The following is a 21,161-nucleotide window of genomic DNA, read 5'->3' on the forward strand; positions in this document are numbered from 1 at the left end:
CAAGACGAAAAACCTCTTTCATTGTTAGTGTCGGAACTCCAATGATAACTGATTTTTACGTCTTGGTGTTTTTTTATTTAGTTTTTCTTAAGGTGGCTAACTTGATTATAAAATTCGCCCTTCTAATCCCTTAAGAGTATCCGAAAATTCTTCCCTTTGACTCCAATCATGAGCCTTTATAAATCCCTCATCATCAAACACATTCTTACGCTTAGGAGCGTAAACTATATCACCATGCCTACCTTGAAATACAACATAATCATCAGTTGTTATATGAATTGACTTTGGAATAGTAAACACTTTAGAATTACCAATTCTTCTAACCTTTACTTCATTAATTTTCATGTCCATCTCCCCAGTCCTTTGTATCTTTAATATATATAGAACTAGATTATAATTCAATTTTTTAAAATCCTATTCTTCAGAATTGTTATCCCCAGTGGAGTGACACCAAATCACAAATATATTTCCATAAAAATTAGAACATAGGTTAATTCCAATAGAATAACTATTCCTAAAAGAACAGAACACGTCCAAACCATAGATCCGTTAACTAGCACCGGAGCAACAAAGCTGATGGGCTCAGATGTGAAATTATTCTTAGCAATTCATTGCTTAGAATAAGGTCGAGCTTTGAAATGCCGCGAACTTTGCGGTAGTTCAAAGTCGGCCCACATCGTTCCAGCCCAATCAGCTTTGTTGCGGAGGAGCGGCATCCCCCACTAACACCAAAAAACAACCATTTCTATCAAAATATTCCACCAAAATATTCCATCTAAAAATTAGATTTTATCAGTATTTTGAAGTACACTTTTACATATGAATAATAGAGGGGAATTTATTTTATGATTGATACTTGGATCATCTGGCTAATTCTCATAATCTTAACCGTCAATACTATTTCGGCTCTTATCACTGTTTTCCACAGACCTCGTAATATTGTTACTACCTGGGCATGGATTTTAGTCCTCGTTCTACTACCAATTATAGGTTTCCTGATTTACGCATTCTTGGGACGTGGAATTGCTCAAGAGAAAATTTTCAATATCAACAAACAAGAGCATTATAGTTTGAGCCAACTGAAAAGAATGGCCATAGCTGCTCAAAAGCGCCCGCAAAACGCCTCACGTTACGATGAGACCCGTTATGCGGACCATATTATTAGATTCTTCAACGAAACTGAGGAAGCTCCTTTAACGCGCCATAACGAGATCAAACTGTACTTTGATGGACAAGAGAAATTCAAAGACATGTTTGAAGACATTAGACAAGCTAAAGAAACAGTTCACGTTGAATATTATGCTTTCATTAAAAGTAAGATTGGTGACCAATTCTTGGAACTTTTAACGCAAAAAGCTAAGGAAGGCTTAGAAGTCAGAATCCTTTATGACCCATGGGGTTCTGGTGGTACAACGCCAAAATACTTTAAAACCTTCCAGGCTGCTGGTGGTGAAGTCTTGCCTTTTATCACTTCCAAAAATGTGATTGCCAAAACTCGTTTGAACTATCACTTGCATCGAAAAATCGTTGTCGTTGATGGTACTACTGGTTGGATCGGTGGTTTCAATGTCGGCGACCAATACGTTAATACAACTGAAAAGTTTGGCTACTGGCGTGACACCCATTCACGAATTTTCGGCGCGGCTGTTTTACTTTTACAAGAAAGATTTTTCCGTGACTGGAATGCTTCACTAGATAACAAAGCTGAACCTTTGGCATTCTTGGAAAAATACTTCCCATCTGACAAATTCAATACCGATGCCAATCTGCCGATTCAAATCATTTCTGACGGTCCCGATTCACGAGACGAAATTCTCAAGGATGGCTTCATTGATATGATCGTCAGTGCCAAAAAGAGTGTCTGGATCCAATCACCTTACCTCGTACCTGATGATGCGATGTTCACGGCTTTAACGATTGCTGCTCGTTCTGGGGTCAATGTCAGGATCATGATTCCTTGTATGCCTGATCATCCCTTCATTTACCGAGCAACTCAATACTATGCCAACCTTTTGACGACTTATGGCATCAAGATTTACAGTTATCAAAAAGGATTTTTGCACGCTAAGACTTCGGTCTTTGATGGCAAAATTTGTTCAGTCGGTTCAATGAATCACGACTTCCGAAGTTATTCATTAAATTTTGAAGCTAACGCCTTTATTTACGACGCAAAGGTTTCCCACCAAATTGCCCGTTCGTTTGAAGCGGATATGAAAGATTCACTGCTTCTAACACCAGAAATCATCAAAGAACAAGGTATGTGGCTTCACTTCAAGCAACGTTTCTCACGTTTACTATCACCCATACTTTAATAGAAAAAATATTAAAGAGGACCAAGTAAATCAATACTTGGCCCTCTTTTATTGGAGTGTACATATCAAATGACATATATATTAGTAGTTTTAATCGCTTTATTTGGTGCTTTAATGCGAACAGTTTTTGGTTTTGGGGAAGCACTAGTTACCATGCCACTGTTAGCTTTAATTTCTTTTAACCTCCAAACTTCGACTGCTTTAATCGGAGCTTTAGGTTTGTTAGTCGCCATTCCAGTTGCTATCAAATACCATCAACACATCGATTGGTCGACGCTTAAACGACTGATCATCGGTTCAATTTTGGGGATTCCAGTTGGCATTTTGATTATCAAATTAGGTTCACCAATTATCATTATGAAAGTTTTAGGACTTTTCATCATCGTTTACGGCTCTTACAACCTCTATGCCTTGAAACATCCCCGTAAAACTAGTTTAAAAATCAGTGACAAATACGATTATCTAGCCGGAATTGTCTCTGGAATCTTAGGCGCATCTTTTAACAGTCACGGTGTTCCCATCGTTATTTATGGAACGGCTAAAAAATGGGATCCTGATAAATTACTCGGTATCTTGCAAGGACATTTCGTCGTCGTTGGTAGCTTAGTCGTCTTGAGCCAGTTGGGGTCCGGCATGTGGAGTTTAGAAGTGGTCAAACTACTGGCCATCATCATTCCTCTATTGTTCATCGTCGTTCCCTTCGGCAATTGGATCAGCTCCAAAATCGACAGTCAGCACTTTACAAAATACGTGTTTGCTATTCTAATCATTTTCGGATTAATTTTGTTACTGAAGAACTAGCGACTCATCGCATCGGCACCTTGCATCACACTCTTGATCTCGCTTTCGTTAACAAGGTTCAAGTCACCGGCAATCGTCAACTTCAAAACGCTGGCTGCCATGGCATAGTTAACTTGTGTTTGAAGGTCGTAATCGTGTAAGAAACCATGAATCAAGCCGGCACCAAAGGCATCCCCACTTGCGACACCTTCATAGACGTGCATCTTGTAAACTGGGCTCTGGGCAAATATCCCATCACGCAAAACCAACGCCGTCCATTGTGAATCCTCGACTGATTGGATATTGCGCAAAATGCTGGCTACGGTGTGGCAGTTAGGATATTGCTTCGTAACTTCTCTCATCCCAGCTTTGAAGCTCTCAACTTGGTCAATTCCGTGTTTCATATCGCCATCAAAGGCTTTGATGTTCAAACTAGCTTCAAAATCTTCATCATTAGCTAAAACGACATTGACGTATGGCATAACTTTTTTCGAGAATGCTTGAGCTTCTTCTGGAGTCCACATCTTACCTCGATAGTTTGTGTCAAAAACAACTGTAATGTTATTTTCTTGGCAATACTTCACAGCTGACAAGAGTGTTTCTTGCATTTCTTTTGACAAAGCGGCCGTGATTCCAGAGAAGTGGAAATAATCAACATCTTTTAAAAGCTCTGACCAGTTAAATTCATCACTCTTAGCTTCCGCAAATGAACTACCAGCTCGATCATAAACGACATTTGTTCCGCGAATGCTAGCACCTTTTTCAAAGAAATAAATGCCTAGTCTTGGTCCACCACGTAAAATCTTGCCTGTATTTACACCGTAACGGTTCAAAGTTCCTAAGGCCGCATCACCGAGTAGATTAGCTGGCAACTTGCTGACATAACTTGCATCGTCTCCTTGTAAGGCTAAAGAAACTGCCACGTTAGCTTCTGAGCCACCATAATTTGCTTCAAAGGAATCTGATTGTAAAATACGTTTGCTTTCACTTGGCTTTAAACGTAACATCATTTCTCCAAAGGTTAGAACTTTCATTATAATTACCTCCATGATTAAATTTCCCAATAAGAAACTAAGTTTATATAAAAAATAAACCAAAAGAAAAAATTCTTACTCAGAATTTTTTCTTTTTTCTTATTAAGAAACACTTTTTATTTATTAGAAATTATACTTATAATATAATCCTTTGAAAACGTTTTATCAAATAGTTTATAGTGCCTGTTCAATTTCCTTTTTCGTCTCTAAAACATATTGAATAATTTGATCACGACGGTGGTCTCCGAGACGATAATCTGGTGTACTGACACTGAAGGCTCCATAAACTTGACCATTCTTTTGCAAGACTGCTCCAACACAGACGACTTCTGGTTGATTTTCCTTATCATCGATTGAATAGCCATTTTCTTTTACGGCCGCAATCTGCTTGTTCAATTCAGAAATACTAATGATCGTATAATCTGTCACTGGTTTTAAGGTTTCCTTAGAGAAATATTCATCTAACTCTTCAGGAGTTTTCGAAGCTAAAATTGCCTTACCCATGGCGGAACTATAAAGGTTCAGTTTACCTCCAATGCGTGATTTCAAATTAATACTTTGTGGACTCTCTAATTTTTGCAAATAAACGACTTTATTATTCTGTTCAATTCCTAAATGGACAGTTTCTTCGGTCTTATCACGCAACTTCTTCAAGAATGGTAAGGCGATTCGACTGATATCAAAGTCGGCCAGTGCCCGTTGTCCATATCCGATCAGTTCGGTACCAAAGAAGTACTGCTTAGTGTCATCATTTCTCCAGATGATATTTTGCTCACCCATAGTAGTTAAAATCTTCAGTGTTGTCGATTTTGGTGCTTGAATGCCTTCACTAATTTCTTTGAGTGTTAAGCCGGTATCTTGGGACATCATATAATCCAAGATGGCTTTAGCCTTGATCAAGACTGTTCCGTACGCTTTTTTCTCAGCCATGTTGCTACCCCTTTCAAAATGGAACTTAGGTTTACTATATAGAAATTATATGCTATTTTGAAAACCTTGTCATCCTGATTTCAAATTAAATTTACTTTAATAATTTTCATTTGTAGACTATTTTCATTAGAAAACAATGTTACAATGATGAATAAATTTAATAATTGGGGGATTAATAATGGAATATTTGAAATTAATTGGAATTGTTATAATTATTCTCGGATTTGCCTTCAAATTAGATACTATTGCAGTCGTAATCGCCGCTGCTTTGGCAACTGGTCTAGTTTCTGGTATGTCTTTGACGCATGTTTTGACGCTTTTAGGTAAAGGATTCATGGACAACCGTATGGTCTCCCTATTCTTTTTAACCTTACCAATGATTGGTGTCGTTGAAAGTCACGGTTTAAAACAAGCCGCTGTCAATGGTATTAGTAAGATCAAAAACTTGTCGGCCGGAAAAATATTTAACATGTATCTGGCCATTCGAGAAATTACTGATGCTCTAGGGATTGCTTTGCAAGGTCAAGTTCAATTTATCCGACCACTAATTAATCCTATGGGCTCAAGCTGCTGCTAGTATCAAAAAGCCTTTGACCGCTAAACAAGTTGATTTGATCAAAGGACGCGCTGCCGCAACTGATAACTTCGGTAACTTCTTCTCGCAAAACTTGTTCATCGCTTCTAGTGGTGTCTTGTTGATGTCTAGTACCATGAAGTCGCTTGGTTACTCGGCTACACCTGGTAACATTGTTCTTTATTCAATTCCTATGGCAGTAATAACGTTTGTCATAACCGCTATTTACAACAGACGTTTTGATAAACAATTCAACGAATAAGATGAGGTAAAAATATGAGTGTAAACAATATTCTAGAAATTTTTTACGTTTTAATCGGTTTGATCATGTTTTTTGCCAGCATCGAATCTTTTCGCGATAAAGAAAATTCAGCCCGCATCGGAACCGGTCTTTTCTGGCTCATCATGGGTGTTATCTTCGCTATTGGTAAGTACTTACCAAACTTTGTTATCGGAATCCTTTTAGTTTTAGTAGGTATTCTGTCGTTACTCAAACAAATTAAAGTTGGCAAAATCAAAGAAGTTAATAAGGAATTAGCCGAAAAATCTGCTAAACGTTTAGGAGCTTGGCTCTTCTTTCCTTCGATTGTATTAGCTATTCTGTCAATTCTGATCAGTCAATTCACCAAACTCGGCGGTCAAGTCGGAATCGGAATTGCCTCAGTAATTGCTTTGATTACCGCCATGGTTCTTTCTAAAGCCGATGGTAAAACAACTTACCACGATAGTGAAAGAATGGTTCGTTCAGTCGGAACTGCTGGTATTTTGCCACAACTTCTAGCCACATTAGGTGTTATCTTTACGGCTTCCGGTGTTGGGGATGTCACTTCAAAAGCCATCTCCGGAATTTTCCCAGCTGGTGACCACTTACTCGGAGTCGTTTTATATTGTGTAGCCATGGCAATCTTCACAATGATCATGGGAAATGCCTTTGCCGCCTTTGCAGTTATCACAGCCGGAATCGGAATTCCCTTCGTCGTAGCTCAAGGGGCTAATCCAGCTGTCGTTGCTGCAATCGGAATGACTGCTGGATATTGTGGAACTTTGATGACACCAATGGCCGCCAATTTCAACTCCCTACCCGTAGCGCTGCTCGAAATGAAAGACAACCTAGGTGTTATCAAGCAACAATATCCAGTCGCTTTAGTATTACTCGTGATTCAAATTGCATTAATGTACTTTTTAGCATTTTAAGGAGGAAATATTTTTATGAAAATTCTTGTAACAGGTTTTGATCCCTTTGGGACTGACAAAATTAATCCAGCCATCGAGGCAGTTAAGAAATTACCCGAAAACATCGCTGGTGCTGAAATTATTAAAGTAGAGATTCCCACTATCTTCAATAAATGTGCTGAAGTAGTTCATCAAGCTATCTTAGACAACAAACCCGATTATGTTTTAGACATCGGTCAAGCCGGCGGACGTTTTGCTTTAACCCCAGAACGTGTTGCTATCAACTTTGACGATGGAAGAATCAAGGATAACGCTGGTTACCAACCAAGAAACCAACCAATCCATGAAGACGGTCAAAACGCCTACTTCACACAATTACCAGTCAAAGCTATGGCTTCAGCTATCATTGCAGCCGGCCTTCCAAGTTCAGTTTCAACAACAGCCGGAACTTATGTCTGCAACCACATCATGTACCAAGTTCAATACATGATCGACAAAGAATTCCATGATTTAAAAGCTGGCTTCATGCACATTCCATTCTTACCTAACCAAGTGGTAGACCGTCCTGACACACCAAGCCTTTCTCTTGATGACGACGTCAAAGGAATCACTGCTGCAATCGAAGCAATTGTCGAACGTGACGGCAAAGGCGACATCGAAGTAGTCGGTGGCAGTTTGCATTAAGTATGCCGTCCTCCGCACAATCCCTGTGATGGACTGGAACGCGGCCGGCACAACTTTGAGCTTTTGCAAAATGCGCAAAATCTCAAAGCTTGGCCTTCTTGTAAGTGCTAAAGCACTAACAAGAATTTGGCGGCTGAGCCATCACAGGGATTGTGCTCCAGACTGAATAACTTTTCTATGGTTTATTACTTTCTAATGATTTAGGAATATTGATTCTATTCGGATTTTCCTTTAATAATTAAAAAACAAAAATACAGCTTCTATTCTCAAGTTTTACTTTCAGAATAGGTGCTGTATTTTTTGTTTATAAATCTTAAATTATTTGTGTTGTTCGTTCGCTTTATATTTTGTCAATTCACATGTGAGCTTTGCATACTCTTCTGGATAACCTCTAGCAAATTCTGGATCTTTCATTTCCTTTATAACCAAGAAATAGAAAACTCATAACAACAAAAAATTGTATTATCAGAATGAAATTCCAACTAATACAATCTTTGCAAAGATACTATTCTTCTATTTTATATCATCATAAATCCATATTGAATAGAACTACTATCTCAAAAAGCATTAGAAAATACTAAATCAAAGAAGCACTATTCAGTCTGGAGCAACAGCTCGGGGAAATGCTCAGCCCTGAAATTATTCTTAGCAATTTATTGCTTAGAATAAGGCCAATCTTGAAGACAATTCCCGCTTTTGGAATTGGCTCCAAGTTGTGCCCAGAGCGTTCCAGCATTTCCCCGAGTTGTTGCGGAAGACGGCATACTTAGACACCGTTATCCGATTCATAAACACTTTTAACGACTCTTTGATGATACAAATCGTTTCCTTGTCCCCAGAAAATGAAACTCAGCGATACGTAGATGACCGCTAGTAAAATATTTACTGCATTAAATGGCATCGAATTTCTCATCATCAGACCGATTATAAACACGATTGAACCGATCGGAATGATGGCCCCTAGCCATGCATGCGAATTGTTTGCTAAAACATATTTCTCAAGAATCAAGGAGGCAATTGAACCAATTACAAAAAATACCCCTAACATAATTACACCCCCATAATTAATTCAGCGATAATTATAATAACATAATTAATTTTCTGAAATAATCATTTTGTCCTTGAAAACGTATCCAGACGGTCCGACCAGACATTTCCGGCAATGTATTGGATAATTAGCTTTAGGGGGAAAACACTTTGACTAAAGAAATTACTATCTATGATTTGTACGAAATCTTACATCACAAACTCGGTGAACAAAATTGGTGGCCGGCTGAAAATACTGAGGAAATGTTGACGGGGATGATCTTGATCCAAAATACTAACTGGAAAAATGTCGATAAGTCACTTGCCAATCTCAAAGAAGCAACTAATTTTGAGGTTAATAAAATGCTGAAGATTTCAACCGAGCAACTTCAAAAATTGATTCAGCCTAGCGGTTTCTTCCATAATAAGGCACTCTTTTTGCAGTCGCTTTTGACTGCCTATCGTGACCAATTCCCAACTTGGGAAACACTTTCCACGACCAAATTACGTAAGAAACTCTTGAGTCTCAAAGGTGTTGGTAACGAAACTGCCGACGTATTGTTGTTGTACTACTTTCACCGGGCCACTTTTGTCGCCGATAACTATGCCATGAGAATGTTTCAAAATCTAGACACTTTCACTAAGAGACCAACTTATATGCAGCTCAAAAAAGCTGTCGAAGTGGATTTTGACTTCACTTCTAAACAAGCTGAGGAGTTGCACGCGTTGATCGACCAATTGGGAAAAAATAAGCGTGATTACTTGGCAGAATACCAATTACACCTACCTTTTCTAGCGTCCCATGATGCCATAGTAAAATAAGTGGATCAATTCATCTGCGTGGTGATTGAATTCGACAGCGTCATAATTAGGATTTAGGGCATAACTGACGTACATGTCTAAGAAAATTAGCGCTGCTTCATTAGAAATTTGTGGATTCACTTTGCCCTCTTGGCGGCCTTGGTCAAATAACTTATTCCAAAAATTAATTTTATAGTCGTTATAGACTTTCAAAACAGTTCTTGAACCATTAGCTCCACGGAATTCTTTCAACATGAAACTGACGAAATTGTCACTGATCTGCGATGCTTCGGAACTGCCAGTTTGCATCATCGCCTGCATTTTTTCGACGAAAGTTTTATCAGGGTCATCCAGCAATTTATCGTACTGGCCATACCCTTCAACAATCAATTTCACGACTACCGCTCGGGCCAATTCAACTTTACTGGCATAGTATTTATACAAGGTAACTTGTGAACTGTTCGCTTCCTTTGCAATTTGTGCAATGGAAGTTTTTTTGTATCCATTCACAAAAAATAACTTCGTAGCGGCGTTTAGAATCGTTTTTTGCTTAGCTTTTTTACGTTGTAGATTGTTTATCATAAAATCCTCCAAAAATATTTTTTATAAATATTTCAGTTTTTTGCCCACTCTTTCAACAACTGCTAAAAAGCCCTTGGGAATAGTTCATTTCGCAGTTTTCCTTTGATTGACAAGACCAATTCCTAGCTCTAATATACTCGGTAAATAATGAACTATTCAAGATAAATATTTCAGTTTAGGGGGCATTTTTATGACAACACCTACATTACACATCAATCATCTTCAAAAGAATTTTGGTAAGTTTCAAGCTTTAAAAGATATCACTTTTGATATTTATCCCGGCGAAGTCTTCGGTTTCATCGGACCTAATGGAGCTGGTAAATCGACTACGATTCGAACTTTATTAGGCATCTTAAAGGCCAGTGGTGGTCAAGCAACAATTTTTGGCAAAGACGTTTTTAAAGATGCGGTGGCGATTCATTCACGACTAGCTTACGTACCTGGCGACGTCTATCTGTGGCCCAATCTCAGTGGTGGCGAAATCATCGACCTCTTTTTAAAATTAGCTCACAACAAGCACACTGAAAAAACTGACCAATTGATCAAAGCTTTTCAACTCGACCCAACCAAAAAAGCCCGGACTTATTCAAAAGGAAATCGTCAAAAAGTAGCTTTGATTGCGGCATTTTCTACCGAAGCTGACTTTTACATTTTCGACGAACCGACTAGTGGGCTTGATCCATTGAACGAGGAAATTTTCCAACAAGAAGTTCTCAAGTTAAAAGCCGCTGGCAAGGCAGTTTTGCTCTCCAGTCATATTTTGTCAGAGGTTGAAAAAATGTGTGACCGGATCGGTATCATCCGCCAAGGAAAAATTGTTGAAACTGGCACTTTGCAAGAGATGCGTCACCTAACTAGAACGGTCGTCAAAGTCCAAACGGTGGAGCCAACGCCTGAAATAGCAGCCTTAGTCGGTGTTCACAATGTCGAAGTCAATCAAAATGGCTCAATGACTTTAGCGGTTGATTCTGAACATCTCGACAGTCTGATGGAATACTTGTCTAAGAAACAGATTCTTTCTCTGCAGGCCACTCCACCAACTTTGGAGGACTTATTCCTACGCTATTACGATTCTGAGGTACAGACGAATGAACAATAACCAATTTCAAATGACCGGCTTTTTGACTCGGTTTACTCTAAAAAAAGACCGCCTCAAACTATTAGTCTGGGCGGTAGTTTTAATCTCACTTTTCGTCGGTGTTGCTAGCAAATTCACGAGTCTATACGGCAATCAACAAGCTATCGATGAAATAATTAAGACACTCAAAACTCCAGCAATGGTGTCACTCTTTGGGAAGATGCCTAAAGATGTTTTTACTAGTGCTGACGTCTTTGCGGCTGAAATGACAGTCTTTATGGCTATCATCTCCTGTATCATGAATTACTATTTCGTGATCCGTAATACTCGTGGCGAAGAAGAATCTGGCATTTTAGAAATGATTCAAGCCCATTCTGTTGGACGTTTAGCCAATCTGAGCGCAACTATCATTGAAAGTTTCATCTTAAATTTTGGGATCGGCTTGATCTATGCCCTTGGTTTACAATTTGCCAATCTTTCAGGTACAGATCTCAACGGCAATTTCTTACTTGGATTTGGTTTGGCTAGTTGTGGCTTCATGTTTGCCAGCATTGCGGCTGTAGTATCGCAACTCAGTGATAACACGCGCAGTGCCACAACTTTAGCTTATTTGGTATTTGGAATCATGTACATTGCTCGAATGATCACCGACGTCACCGATTCCCACTACACTTGGTTTGTCCCTCTAGGTTGGGTAGAAAAGCTTTCAACTTATCAACAAAATAACTGGCTACCAGTCATCTTAATGTTGATATTATCAGTAATCCTAGTTCTAATAGCTTTTTACTTAAACTCGCATCGTGATCTTGGCTCCGGTCTGATTGCTACCAAACCGGGTAGAGCTTCTGCCAGTCCTTTGTTACACGATCCGTTGACTCTTTTTTGGCGTCTCAATCGTGTCAGCATCCTAGTCTGGTTCTTCGGAATTTTAATTTTAGGGATGACTTACGGTTCAATTTTTAACACAATTGGTGACATCGTCAAAACCAATCCAATGTTCAAGCAATTACTCAGCACAAGCGCCATCGATAACGCCAACCTCTTGATAGTAAAACAATTTATCGGCATGTTAATGATTGTCTTTGCGGTTTTAGCTTTGATACCAGGAATATCTCTAATCAATTATTTGAAAAAAGGAGAAGACAAAGGATACCTAGAAATCATTCACGCTACCCCAACTAGTCGTTTGAAACTATACGGTTCAATGATTTTTATATCCGTTATAACGGTAACAATCATCCTTTTTGCTGGAAACCTCGGACTGTATCTCGGTGGTAACGCCGTTATGAAACAAAATCTACCCCTAGAAATTTTCCAACGCAATCTATTAGGATACTGGCCCGCCACCATGATTTTTCTGGGCATCTCTGCCTGCTTAGTCGGCTGGCTACCAAAATTGATCAGTCTGAATTTCGGTTACTTGATCATCAGTTTCTTCATTCAATACTTCGGTAAGCTGTTAAAACTACCCGACTGGACTGAGAAATTAACCCCCTTCGGCTATCTTGCCAAAGTTCCCGTGAAAGATTTTAATCCAACAACCTTCTGGTTCCAACTAGCCCTAGCATTGATCTTAATTGTAATTGGTTATGTCGGTTATCGTCGACGTGACTTGGTAATCAATTAACAATTTTTTAAGTACAATATCCAAGATGTCGAAATTATACTTAATTTTATTATCGATTAAGTATAATTTTCGATTTTACAAATTATGCTTAAGATTTTTTAGATTTCAATGATAATTTCCGATAAACAAAATTTTCATTAATTAATTCAAATAGATATTCGCTTCCCATATAACCCAAAGTTTGCGTAAACGTTTGCAGTGACATATGATTGAGCTAACAAGTTTTTTCGAAAGGATGATTTTATGTATAAAGCTTCAGATAATCGTTACCAAGGAAACGTACGTCACGCGGGGCAAACAGGGTTAATGTTGCCACCAATCTCACTTGGACTCTGGCATCATTTCAGTTGTGCCGATCCATTGAGCGAAAGAAAGCAAGTCATTTTACATGCCTTTGACAAAGGTGTTTTCCACTTCGATGTTGCCAATCACTATGGAGATGGCACCAAAGATGGCTTAGGCAGCTCCGAAACTTTGCTAGGACAAATTTTGAGCACTGACTTGAAACCATATCGTGACGAATTAGTTATTTCAACCAAAGCTGGTTATGAAATCCACGATGGTCCTTACGGTATCGGTACATCCAGAAAGTCCTTGTTGCAAGACATCGACTCTTCACTCAAGCGGTTGCAACTGGATTACGTTGATATTTTCTACGCTCACCGTTATGACGATAAAACTCCAATTGAAGAAACCGTTCGCGCCTTAGACGACATCGTTAAATCTGGGAAAGCTTTATACGTTGGTGTTTCAAATTTTGAAATCACGCAAATGAAACAAGCTATCAAATTATTTAAACAATTAGGTACCCCATTTGTCTTGGATCAAATGAGCATGAACCTATTAAACGATCACGTTGAAGATAGTGGACTACTCGACGTCTTAAAAGACGGTGGTGCTGGAGCTATCGCTTATGGTCCATTAGCCGAAGGTTTATTATCCGACCGCTATCTCAACGGCATCCCTGAAAGTTTCAAAATCCATCCAACTAACGAAGACCTATTCGCTGACGGCAAAGATGCTTTAGTCAAGAAATTAAATGACCTCAACGAAATCGCTAAAAACCGTAACCAAACCCTCAGTCAATTGGCACTAGCTTGGTTACTAAGAGATCCCGTTGTCGCCAGCGTCATCATCGGAACTACTAACGTTGATCACCTAGAGGATAACCTCAAAGCCCTAGATAATCTCGACTTCAGCGCTGATGAAGTTGCTGCCATCCAAAAACTGATCAAATGACAAAAAGAGGCTGTACTAATGAAAGTATCACTAGTACAACCTCTTTTTTGCATAGAAAACAACATCAATCACTAACCGCATCCAATTCAACGATTCGATCAAACAAAGCTTTTTCTTGATCAGAAATCTTATGCGCTACTTCGACGACCGCAATTTGTGGATTCTTCAAAATTGTATTGTGAATCTCTAATGACAATTTAGAATCCAAAGCACTCGTCGCTTCATCAGCCAACAAAATTGGTCGTTTGGATAACAGTGCCCGAGCAATTTCAACCCTTTGAATCTGACCACCAGAAAGGTTGGCGCCCTTTTCACCAACTTGATAGTCCCAGCCTTTTTCTTCTACCAATTCAGATAAACCAGCCTTTTGAGCCAATTCGTCTAACGTAGCAACATCAGCTTTTCTACCTAAAGTGATATTAAACTTCAAAGTATCATCAAAAATGAAGGGCTTTTGGTTCACATAGCTAAAGTTATCATGAGCTGCTTGCCAATCACCTGTCACGCTATTTTGATTAATGTAAATTTGACCATTATTCGGTTGTAACTTTCCTAAAAACAACTTCAATAAAGTCGTCTTTCCCCAACCACTAGGTGCCATCAACAAGACTTTTTCATTAGGTTTCAGTGAAAAATCCAAATCAGAAAACAACGTCTTATCTTTCACCTGATAAGTTAGATCATCTACATTTAACCCCGAAAAATCACTGCTGGTAGCGGCCTTAGGTTGCACTTCACTAAATTTCAAAGCTTGATCAACTTTATCCCACATTGGTTTGGTCGACTGAATAGCATTGACCTGTTGGAAAATATTGATAATTGGATTAACGAAATCATTCGATAATTGCACGATCATGACTAAGGTACCAGCTCCAATCTGGCCTTGATACATAAGAATCGCTCCCACAAAAAATGGGAGGATGAAACTAAAAATTTCCGCTACTGCCAAAATAATTTCGCCGGCAACTGCTTGCGTGAAATTCAAACTTTTCAGAGCGTCTTCCATTCGCTTAGCCCCAACAATAACTCGACCAACGATAGGAACTTGTACATCGTACAAATCTGCCGTAGCAGCTCCATCCAAGCCATCACTGACTTTTTGAGTGTAATTAGCATTCGCTTTTTCCCAAATTGCCGACTTAGTTTGGATTTTTTTCGTGAAGAATTTCTGAACAATTCCAGGTACAATCGTGGTTACAATAAACAGCAAGGTCAACAACCAAGAATTAAGCAACCCGACCACAATTGCGACGACAAACGAGATAGCTTCCGTGATGATCATCAATTCATTAGTGATTTTCAAAGTCTCGATTTGCTTGACGTCATTAGTCATCAAACTCAATCCATCTTTTTGAGAATCGTCTTGTTTCTCAATCAAGTAAGCCATCGTCTTCGCCTTAATATGAACGTTGATATCCTTGATAATATCGCATTTCAAATATCGATAAATAAAATTTGCTAACATAATTACTGCAATTGCCAACATACCAACAAGACCGACCACAATCAGTTTATTAATGCTTCCTTGACGAAATTGTGCCATATTCAACATTATTTTGGTGACATAAGCTATTACAACATTTCCTAAAGCGTACACGATAGAAAGTAGAAAATACAAAATCACTTTAATCTTGGAGGTGTAACGTAAAGATATATTTGCCATAATTCCCCTTTTCCAAATATCACGAACACTGATATTTTGTTTGATTGGCAACCAAACATTAAAAACATTTAATAATCAATACCCCACACAAATACCAATGCATAAATATACGTTTGATTTAATAAATATTTTACCCCCCAAAAATTAGATTTCAAGACATATTATTAAAACGGCTTTAATTTATTAATAAAATAAATAGACCAGGGTAATCGTTCAAATCACCTTGATCTATTCACTTTAATACCTGAAAACTACCCAAGTTATGTCCCGCTCACTAACATATTAACGACGTGGCATCTTTTCAAACAAACCATAAAATTGCGATTTATCGTCAAAACTAGCCCGATTTCTACCATTGAGTCCGGATTTCTTCGAAAGATCTCCCAATTCAATCAAAAGATCATCTTCTTTTCTAGAAAAATGAACTCTACTAAAAGCTTCCATGTAAATATAATTAACCAACCTGCTCAACCAAGCTTCAGGATTTTTAACCGTATCTAATTTTAAATAAACCTGACTTAATACATCCGTTATATTCAGTAAATAAGATGATTGATCCGGATGTTGATGTAAAGAATTATACAATTCGTGAATAACTTTCTTCGTTTTCTCTATGTCTAGCATGTAACAACTCCCCAAATATTTTTATAGCTATGCTCTTAAATTTAATTGATATCCCCTTTATTGTATATCTACGTATCTTCTACTACAATTTCACTATAATTGAATTTAGTTTACATCTGATAAAAAATATCTCGAATTCTAGTCATACTTTTCTTGAAGAGATTGTCTTTCATTTATGAATCCAAAATGCGGCATTGAGGATATTTCCAATACTTAACTTCTTAAATATGTTATATCTGAATATGAAACTACTGGGGGGATTCAATGATTAAAAAAATACTGCAACTAATAATCTTTTTACCATTACTAATATTGATTCAAGTAAATGCACTTCCAATGATTTACAAACCTAACAATCTAATTCTGGCGATAATTATCTTTTCCGCACTTTTGTATGCCTTACTCCGAATAATCAAAAAGCATAATTTACCGCTGATCCAAAAAAAATTTGATGGAAAAGCTATCTTATTTACTGTCACACTAACTATTATTTGTGAAGCTATTTCAATTCTATTTGATTATCTAGCTCAATCGACAAGTAGTAGTTCTTCAGATTCATCGATGATAATATCTCGTCTAACTAGCAAATCTACTTGGATTCTGATTGTTGCCATGTTGACGATCAATATTACCGGCCCAATACTGGAAGAGTTGACTACCCGTGGCATTATTTTTCAGTATTCTAGCAAGATTTTCCATTCTCAATACGTCGGCGCTATTTTATCATCCCTCATCTTTTCCTTTTTACATGGCCAAGGGATTATCCTGTCGATTAGTTATTTCATCACAAGCATCATTTTGACAATCATTTTTGTTAAAACTAAAAATATATATAGCAACATTCTTTCACATCAACTGCTCAATATCATGTCCACGATTATGGTTTTCTTGTAAAAAAACCATCCGTTAATGTTGGATGGCTTTTTATAAATCCTTTATTTTTCTGACTTTAGGGTATACACGCTTTCTAAATCCTTGTAATAGTGGGGCAATTAGTAAACATGCATAGGTAACTTTAAATAATTGTACGTAATCTAAATTAAAGATAGGTAGACCGTCAATTAAGTTGAAGAGCATCTCAGCAACTAATTCAACCAAAATCACGATGTTAATTGAAATCCAGTCTTTCATTGGTATATTAATTTGTTTAATCTTATCAATCATAGTCGCATCTCCATTCAGTCCGTAATTATTTTAGAAATATAGATATCCCTTCTTCATTACACTTATAAGCTTATTTTATCAACTATTGCTTTAGTTTTGGAAAGAACATCCTGAATGATATAATTTGATATCTTAATTGATGAGTAACTAATTTTTATGGAGGTATCTAAAATGAACAAAAGAGCATCACTCTGGTCCCAAATGGACGAATTAATTAAATCCGAAGAACTATCAGCGGAAGAAAAGAAAATACTTTCTGATGCCAAAACCCAATTAAACAATAATGTGGATGATGAAAAAGTCGCTGCTCAATTGAAGTCACGCTTATCATTTTTATCTATCAAAGGCTCATTATCCGCAACCGTTGTACCCCTCTTTACTGAATTATCTAGATTATATTTGGGATATGGGCGGCGTGGTAATATCTCTATTAACTAATTTTTTGGGACGTAGAAAACAAATAGGCCAGGGTAATCGAAGTTACCCTAGCCTATTTATCTTTATGTTCGAGAGTTGACCACTTTTATTTTGCTCTTTAGTTGAAACGAGTTACACAAGAGCAACTCCCTCCGAGATAACCGCTCTTGTTTCACTCTCTGATTAAAACGAGTTACACAAGCCAGACTCAGACAGATAGCCTAAGCGGGCTTGTTCCACTCTCTATATTTGTCCAACTTCAACTGATACTTCATTCGACAATTTTTTATCTAAAAATTTTTGCATCTCTTTATATGAAACATTGAAATTCATTTCTACTTGTTGTGGTCTCTTCGTATTAAAAATTACTGCCACCTTTGGTTTTTGGCCTTGCAACTCAATTGGAATCAAGGTTACATGGCTAACTTGAGAGTAGTCCAGTACTCCTGAGTAGAATCCGTTTAGGACAATTTTCTTAGTACCAATGCCTCCAACACCATTCATAATATTAAGTAACATGAATAAAGCAACCATGATGATGTATGATAATTGATTAGTTGGTGAAAATAGTAACCATGCCCCAATAAAAGCCGCAAAAATCAATGATGAGACTTTGTAGATCGACTTGATTTCAATTTGGGACTGCCAATAAACATTAAAGGCTGCACCAAGGAAAAAGATGATATCAACTATTATTAAAAGTACATTCATTTTGACTTTATCCCTTTTCTAAAAAATTTTGATTCAGTAACTATTTCATTTTCCATTACACCTATATTGTATCGTATCTATGTGACGAATACATGAAGATGAACTCTTTGTTTTCAAAATTAAAGCATTTACATATAAATATTTGTTAAAAAGTACCATTTTGGCACATAAAAAAGATGGCTCTAAGCCCCATCCGACACAGAAAAGAGAACTTTTGGCATTCTTTTGTTAAGTTGTCCTAATTATTAAGTTTACCAGCTTTAATTACGCCGTCTAACATGATATTATATGTTGAGAAGAAATAGGGGGAAGAACATTGAGCTCAAAAAACAAAAAACACGAAAGCTTAATCCACTACGCTAATGGCCCTTCTTTGGAAGAAATTAATGATACTGTTGATGTACCTACTGATGCAGGTTTCTTCAAAACTCTGTTAGCTTATAGTGGACCCGGTGCTTTAGTTGCCGTAGGTTATATGGATCCTGGTAATTGGGTTACATCCATCGCCGGTGGTGCCCAATTCAAATACAAATTGCTATCCGTTATCTTGATTTCTAGTTTAATTGCGATGCTTTTACAATACATGTCAGCTAAACTAGGTATCGTGACCGGAAGAGATTTGGCCCAATTGACCAGAGATAGAACTAGCCGCGTTGGTGGCTTTATCCTTTGGATAATTACTGAGTTAGCCATCATGGCGACTGATATTGCGGAAATCATTGGTTCCGCGATTGCCTTAAAACTACTATTTAACATCCCAGTCCTCTGGGGTGTCATCATCACTGCCTTTGACGTTTTACTACTCTTAGTCTTGATGAAATTAGGTTTCAGAAAAATTGAAGCCATCGTTGCTGCCTTGATTATGGTTATCTTATTCGTTTTCTTATACGAAGTTATTTTAGCCAAACCAGATATGGGACAAATGATTGTCGGCTTCGTTCCTGAACCAAAGATTTTACAAAATCAAAGTATGCTTTACTTATCTCTTGGTATCGTTGGTGCAACAGTTATGCCACATAATTTGTACTTGCACTCCTCGATTTCACAAGCTAGAAAATACGACCGTGATGATCCTAAGAGTGTTCATCAAGCCGTTAGATTCTCAACTTGGGATTCAAACATTCAGTTAACACTAGCCTTTGTTGTTAACACACTCTTGTTACTACTTGGTGCCGCACTTTTCTATGGTACTAATAGTGACTTAGGACGTTTCGTCGACTTGTTCAACGCCCTTCAAGATCCAAAAGTGGCCGGTGCAGTTGCCAGTCCTGTCTTGAGTATATTGTTCGCTGTTGCCTTGTTGGCATCAGGTCAAAACTCAACTATTACTGGTACTTTGTCAGGTCAAATTGTTATGGAAGGTTTCATCCACATGAAGATGAAACTTTGGGCAAGACGTGTTATTACTCGTCTAATGTCCATCATCCCAGTTATCACCTTCGCAATCATTTATCATGGTAACGAAGCTAAAATCGAATCACTCTTGACATTCTCACAAGTATTCTTGAGTGTCGCACTACCATTCTCGATTTTCCCATTGATCAAATTTACAAGTAATAAAGAACTAATGGGTGAATTTGCCAACAACAAAGTGATTGAATATACCGGTTACTTAGTTGCGGTAATTCTAACAATTTTAAATATTTGGTTGATCTACACAACATTTGTACCAACCGCATAAAACAAAAAGTTCACTTCATAATGAGGTGAACTTTTTTAATATATTTTAAAAAAATGGAAGTATACTTCCATTTTTACAAGATTTCCCAAAATTTGGAACTATACTTCCATTTCCAAATATAAAATAATCACTAATTGTAAATACAGGGAATTATCTGGTATGATTTACCCAACAAAACAAATAGAAAGTAAGGAATCGGGATTGAATGCATTAGTTAATATGTATGGGCCTTTCTTCGACCTCAATAACTGGGCCACCGTTATTGAATCCGGCGAAGATTGGTTAGTTATTTTATCTTTGGTAGTTATGGAGTGTATGTTGTCAGTCGACAATGCGGTCGTTTTAGCGGCCCAAACTCAATCACTACCAGACAAAGTGGAACAGGAAAAATCCTTGTTCTACGGACTTTTCGGGGCATATATTTTTAGATTCCTAGTTATCGGGGTCGGCGTCTATTTGATCAACTTCTGGTGGATCAAAGTCTTTGGTGCCGGATATTTATTCTATCTTTTCTTAAAACATTTCTTCTTCGACCGCAACAAAAGTGTCGACGTTCCCAAAGGACCGCAAAAAGAAAACAAGTTGGAAAAACATTTACACATCTCAAGATTTTGGCAAGTGGTTATTTCAATTGAATTGATGGATATTGTCTTTTCAATCGATTCGGTTTTAGCATCCCTAGCCGTTTCCAGCAACCCAGTTATCGTCTTGATCGGTGGTATGATCGGTATCTTAGCCATGAGAGGAATCGCCGAATTAATCATGGGCTTGATGAGCAAGATTCCAGAACTAAACGGAATGGCCTACTTCTTGATCCTCTTCATTTCCATCAAGTTGTTCCTATCCATCCCCGCAATTGACATCGAAATTCCCAACCTAGTCTTCGTTGGCGTCTTAGTAGGTGCAATCATATTAACGCTAATCATTCATATGATTAACAACAACAAAGCACCTAAAAATAAATAATCTTTTTAATTGCCATCTTCTACACCATCCTTTTTCAATTAATTTAGAAATCAAAAAGGTTGTACTAATATATTTTCTATTGGTACAGCCTTTTT

At 37.7% G+C, this 21,161-nt stretch carries 21 protein-coding genes and 1 pseudogene; 13 read left to right on the forward strand and 9 right to left on the reverse strand.

From position 1 onward, the window contains the following. Positions 1 to 105: 105 nt before the first annotated feature. Positions 106 to 345, reverse strand: a complete 240-nt coding sequence (locus EGT49_RS10620; RefSeq protein ID WP_135374166.1) for an AbrB/MazE/SpoVT family DNA-binding domain-containing protein — start codon at positions 343 to 345, stop codon at positions 106 to 108. Between the two features lie 500 nt (positions 346 to 845). Here EGT49_RS10620 and cls point away from each other — a divergent pair, with 500 nt between their 5' ends. After that, on the forward strand, positions 846 to 2,312 hold the full coding sequence (cls, locus tag EGT49_RS10625; protein WP_135374168.1) for a cardiolipin synthase: 1,467 nt from the start codon (positions 846 to 848) through the stop codon (positions 2,310 to 2,312). A gap of 69 nt (positions 2,313 to 2,381) precedes the next feature. Further along, positions 2,382 to 3,113, forward strand: a complete 732-nt coding sequence (locus EGT49_RS10630; protein ID WP_135374171.1) for a sulfite exporter TauE/SafE family protein — start codon at positions 2,382 to 2,384, stop codon at positions 3,111 to 3,113. Here the strand turns inward: EGT49_RS10630 and EGT49_RS10635 are convergent. Together EGT49_RS10635 and EGT49_RS10640 are read right to left on the reverse strand one after the other, a co-directional pair. Further along, complete coding sequence (locus tag EGT49_RS10635; protein WP_135374203.1) at positions 3,110 to 4,129, reverse strand: sugar kinase; 1,020 nt, start codon at positions 4,127 to 4,129, stop codon at positions 3,110 to 3,112. The genes EGT49_RS10630 and EGT49_RS10635 overlap by 4 nt on opposite strands. Before the next feature lie 171 nt (positions 4,130 to 4,300). After that, positions 4,301 to 5,056 (reverse strand): IclR family transcriptional regulator, encoded by a 756-nt coding sequence (locus EGT49_RS10640; protein WP_135374172.1) that lies wholly within the window; start codon positions 5,054 to 5,056, stop codon positions 4,301 to 4,303. A 178-nt stretch (positions 5,057 to 5,234) separates the two neighbouring features. Here EGT49_RS10640 and EGT49_RS10645 point away from each other — a divergent pair. The 3 genes and pseudogenes from EGT49_RS10645 to pcp all read left to right on the forward strand — a co-directional run bounded on the left by EGT49_RS10645 (position 5,235) and on the right by pcp (position 7,487). Beyond that, positions 5,235 to 5,892: pseudogene (locus EGT49_RS10645) on the forward strand (DUF969 domain-containing protein). Positions 5,893 to 5,906: 14 nt separating this feature from the next. Next, the gene (locus EGT49_RS10650) at positions 5,907 to 6,824 is read left to right on the forward strand and encodes a DUF979 domain-containing protein (protein ID WP_135374173.1); all 918 of its coding nucleotides are present in this window, start codon (positions 5,907 to 5,909) and stop codon (positions 6,822 to 6,824) included. A gap of 15 nt (positions 6,825 to 6,839) precedes the next feature. Continuing rightward, positions 6,840 to 7,487, forward strand: coding sequence for a pyroglutamyl-peptidase I (gene pcp / locus EGT49_RS10655; protein ID WP_135374174.1), 648 nt, complete (start codon positions 6,840 to 6,842; stop codon positions 7,485 to 7,487). Positions 7,488 to 8,253: 766 nt separating this feature from the next. Here the strand turns inward: pcp and EGT49_RS10660 are convergent. Continuing rightward, a complete protein-coding gene (locus EGT49_RS10660) occupies positions 8,254 to 8,535 on the reverse strand; it encodes a hypothetical protein (protein WP_135374175.1) in 282 nt (93 codons plus the stop codon). A 149-nt stretch (positions 8,536 to 8,684) separates the two neighbouring features. On the opposite strand from EGT49_RS10660, the gene EGT49_RS10665 reads away from it, so the two are divergent. Beyond that, entirely contained in the window at positions 8,685 to 9,335 is a 651-nt protein-coding gene (locus EGT49_RS10665) for an endonuclease III domain-containing protein (RefSeq protein WP_135374176.1), read from the forward strand. On the opposite strand, the gene EGT49_RS10670 is transcribed toward EGT49_RS10665, so the two are convergent. Further along, the gene (locus EGT49_RS10670; RefSeq protein ID WP_135374178.1) at positions 9,306 to 9,896 is read right to left on the reverse strand and encodes a TetR/AcrR family transcriptional regulator; all 591 of its coding nucleotides are present in this window, start codon (positions 9,894 to 9,896) and stop codon (positions 9,306 to 9,308) included. The two genes, EGT49_RS10665 and EGT49_RS10670, sit on opposite strands and share 30 nt — an antisense overlap. Before the next feature lie 190 nt (positions 9,897 to 10,086). On the opposite strand from EGT49_RS10670, the gene EGT49_RS10675 reads away from it, so the two are divergent. The 3 genes from EGT49_RS10675 to EGT49_RS10685 all read left to right on the forward strand — a co-directional run bounded on the left by EGT49_RS10675 (position 10,087) and on the right by EGT49_RS10685 (position 13,840). Continuing rightward, on the forward strand, positions 10,087 to 10,995 hold the full coding sequence (locus EGT49_RS10675) for an ABC transporter ATP-binding protein (protein ID WP_135374180.1): 909 nt from the start codon (positions 10,087 to 10,089) through the stop codon (positions 10,993 to 10,995). Next, positions 10,985 to 12,601 carry an ABC transporter permease gene (locus EGT49_RS10680; protein ID WP_135374182.1) on the forward strand — a complete coding sequence of 539 codons (1,617 nt, stop codon included), beginning with the start codon at positions 10,985 to 10,987 and terminating at the stop codon, positions 12,599 to 12,601. The genes EGT49_RS10675 and EGT49_RS10680 overlap by 11 nt, the downstream gene beginning before the upstream one ends. A 243-nt stretch (positions 12,602 to 12,844) precedes the next feature. Further along, entirely contained in the window at positions 12,845 to 13,840 is a 996-nt protein-coding gene (locus EGT49_RS10685) for an aldo/keto reductase (protein WP_135374184.1), read from the forward strand. 64 nt (positions 13,841 to 13,904) lie between these two features. Here the strand turns inward: EGT49_RS10685 and EGT49_RS10690 are convergent, their stop codons facing one another. Together EGT49_RS10690 and EGT49_RS10695 are read right to left on the reverse strand one after the other, a co-directional pair. After that, the gene (locus EGT49_RS10690) at positions 13,905 to 15,494 is read right to left on the reverse strand and encodes an ATP-binding cassette domain-containing protein (RefSeq protein ID WP_135374205.1); all 1,590 of its coding nucleotides are present in this window, start codon (positions 15,492 to 15,494) and stop codon (positions 13,905 to 13,907) included. Positions 15,495 to 15,785: 291 nt separating this feature from the next. Next, positions 15,786 to 16,127, reverse strand: a complete 342-nt coding sequence (locus EGT49_RS10695; RefSeq protein ID WP_135374186.1) for a bacteriocin immunity protein — start codon at positions 16,125 to 16,127, stop codon at positions 15,786 to 15,788. A 264-nt stretch (positions 16,128 to 16,391) separates the two neighbouring features. On the opposite strand from EGT49_RS10695, the gene EGT49_RS10700 reads away from it, so the two are divergent. Then, positions 16,392 to 17,021 carry a CPBP family intramembrane glutamic endopeptidase gene (locus EGT49_RS10700; protein ID WP_135374188.1) on the forward strand — a complete coding sequence of 210 codons (630 nt, stop codon included), beginning with the start codon at positions 16,392 to 16,394 and terminating at the stop codon, positions 17,019 to 17,021. A gap of 30 nt (positions 17,022 to 17,051) precedes the next feature. Here the strand turns inward: EGT49_RS10700 and EGT49_RS10705 are convergent, their stop codons facing one another. After that, positions 17,052 to 17,291 (reverse strand): hypothetical protein, encoded by a 240-nt coding sequence (locus tag EGT49_RS10705; protein WP_135374190.1) that lies wholly within the window; start codon positions 17,289 to 17,291, stop codon positions 17,052 to 17,054. A gap of 171 nt (positions 17,292 to 17,462) precedes the next feature. Here EGT49_RS10705 and EGT49_RS10710 point away from each other — a divergent pair, with 171 nt between their 5' ends. After that, positions 17,463 to 17,729, forward strand: a complete 267-nt coding sequence (locus EGT49_RS10710; RefSeq protein ID WP_167849833.1) for a bacteriocin immunity family protein — start codon at positions 17,463 to 17,465, stop codon at positions 17,727 to 17,729. Positions 17,730 to 17,951: 222 nt separating this feature from the next. Here the strand turns inward: EGT49_RS10710 and EGT49_RS10715 are convergent, their stop codons facing one another. Next, complete coding sequence (locus EGT49_RS10715; RefSeq protein ID WP_135374192.1) at positions 17,952 to 18,419, reverse strand: hypothetical protein; 468 nt, start codon at positions 18,417 to 18,419, stop codon at positions 17,952 to 17,954. A 316-nt stretch (positions 18,420 to 18,735) separates the two neighbouring features. Between EGT49_RS10715 and EGT49_RS10720 the strand changes: the two genes are divergently transcribed. Together EGT49_RS10720 and EGT49_RS10725 are read left to right on the forward strand one after the other, a co-directional pair. After that, positions 18,736 to 20,100 (forward strand): Nramp family divalent metal transporter, encoded by a 1,365-nt coding sequence (locus EGT49_RS10720; RefSeq protein WP_135374194.1) that lies wholly within the window; start codon positions 18,736 to 18,738, stop codon positions 20,098 to 20,100. Between the two features lie 201 nt (positions 20,101 to 20,301). Beyond that, a complete protein-coding gene (locus EGT49_RS10725; RefSeq protein ID WP_135374206.1) occupies positions 20,302 to 21,066 on the forward strand; it encodes a TerC family protein in 765 nt (254 codons plus the stop codon). Positions 21,067 to 21,161: the final 95 nt, after the last annotated feature.

The sequence above is a fragment of the Companilactobacillus suantsaicola genome, assembly GCF_004745525.1.
Taxonomy (GTDB): Bacteria; Bacillota; Bacilli; order Lactobacillales; family Lactobacillaceae; genus Companilactobacillus; species Companilactobacillus suantsaicola.

Bases quoted from the DNA above. Each gene is read 5' to 3' on its own strand.
- EGT49_RS10620 (WP_135374166.1), bottom strand. From the start codon at position 345: ATGAAAATTAATGAAGTAAAGGTTAGAAGAATTGGTAATTCTAAAGTG.
- cls (WP_135374168.1), top strand. From the start codon at position 846: ATGATTGATACTTGGATCATCTGGCTAATTCTCATAATCTTAACCGTC.
- EGT49_RS10630 (WP_135374171.1), top strand. From the start codon at position 2,382: ATGACATATATATTAGTAGTTTTAATCGCTTTATTTGGTGCTTTAATG.
- EGT49_RS10640 (WP_135374172.1), bottom strand. From the start codon at position 5,056: ATGGCTGAGAAAAAAGCGTACGGAACAGTCTTGATCAAGGCTAAAGCC.
- EGT49_RS10650 (WP_135374173.1), top strand. From the start codon at position 5,907: ATGAGTGTAAACAATATTCTAGAAATTTTTTACGTTTTAATCGGTTTG.
- pcp (WP_135374174.1), top strand. From the start codon at position 6,840: ATGAAAATTCTTGTAACAGGTTTTGATCCCTTTGGGACTGACAAAATT.
- EGT49_RS10660 (WP_135374175.1), bottom strand. From the start codon at position 8,535: ATGTTAGGGGTATTTTTTGTAATTGGTTCAATTGCCTCCTTGATTCTT.
- EGT49_RS10670 (WP_135374178.1), bottom strand. From the start codon at position 9,896: ATGATAAACAATCTACAACGTAAAAAAGCTAAGCAAAAAACGATTCTA.
- EGT49_RS10675 (WP_135374180.1), top strand. From the start codon at position 10,087: ATGACAACACCTACATTACACATCAATCATCTTCAAAAGAATTTTGGT.
- EGT49_RS10680 (WP_135374182.1), top strand. From the start codon at position 10,985: ATGAACAATAACCAATTTCAAATGACCGGCTTTTTGACTCGGTTTACT.
- EGT49_RS10685 (WP_135374184.1), top strand. From the start codon at position 12,845: ATGTATAAAGCTTCAGATAATCGTTACCAAGGAAACGTACGTCACGCG.
- EGT49_RS10695 (WP_135374186.1), bottom strand. From the start codon at position 16,127: ATGCTAGACATAGAGAAAACGAAGAAAGTTATTCACGAATTGTATAAT.
- EGT49_RS10700 (WP_135374188.1), top strand. From the start codon at position 16,392: ATGATTAAAAAAATACTGCAACTAATAATCTTTTTACCATTACTAATA.
- EGT49_RS10705 (WP_135374190.1), bottom strand. From the start codon at position 17,291: ATGATTGATAAGATTAAACAAATTAATATACCAATGAAAGACTGGATT.
- EGT49_RS10710 (WP_167849833.1), top strand. From the start codon at position 17,463: ATGAACAAAAGAGCATCACTCTGGTCCCAAATGGACGAATTAATTAAA.
- EGT49_RS10715 (WP_135374192.1), bottom strand. From the start codon at position 18,419: ATGAATGTACTTTTAATAATAGTTGATATCATCTTTTTCCTTGGTGCA.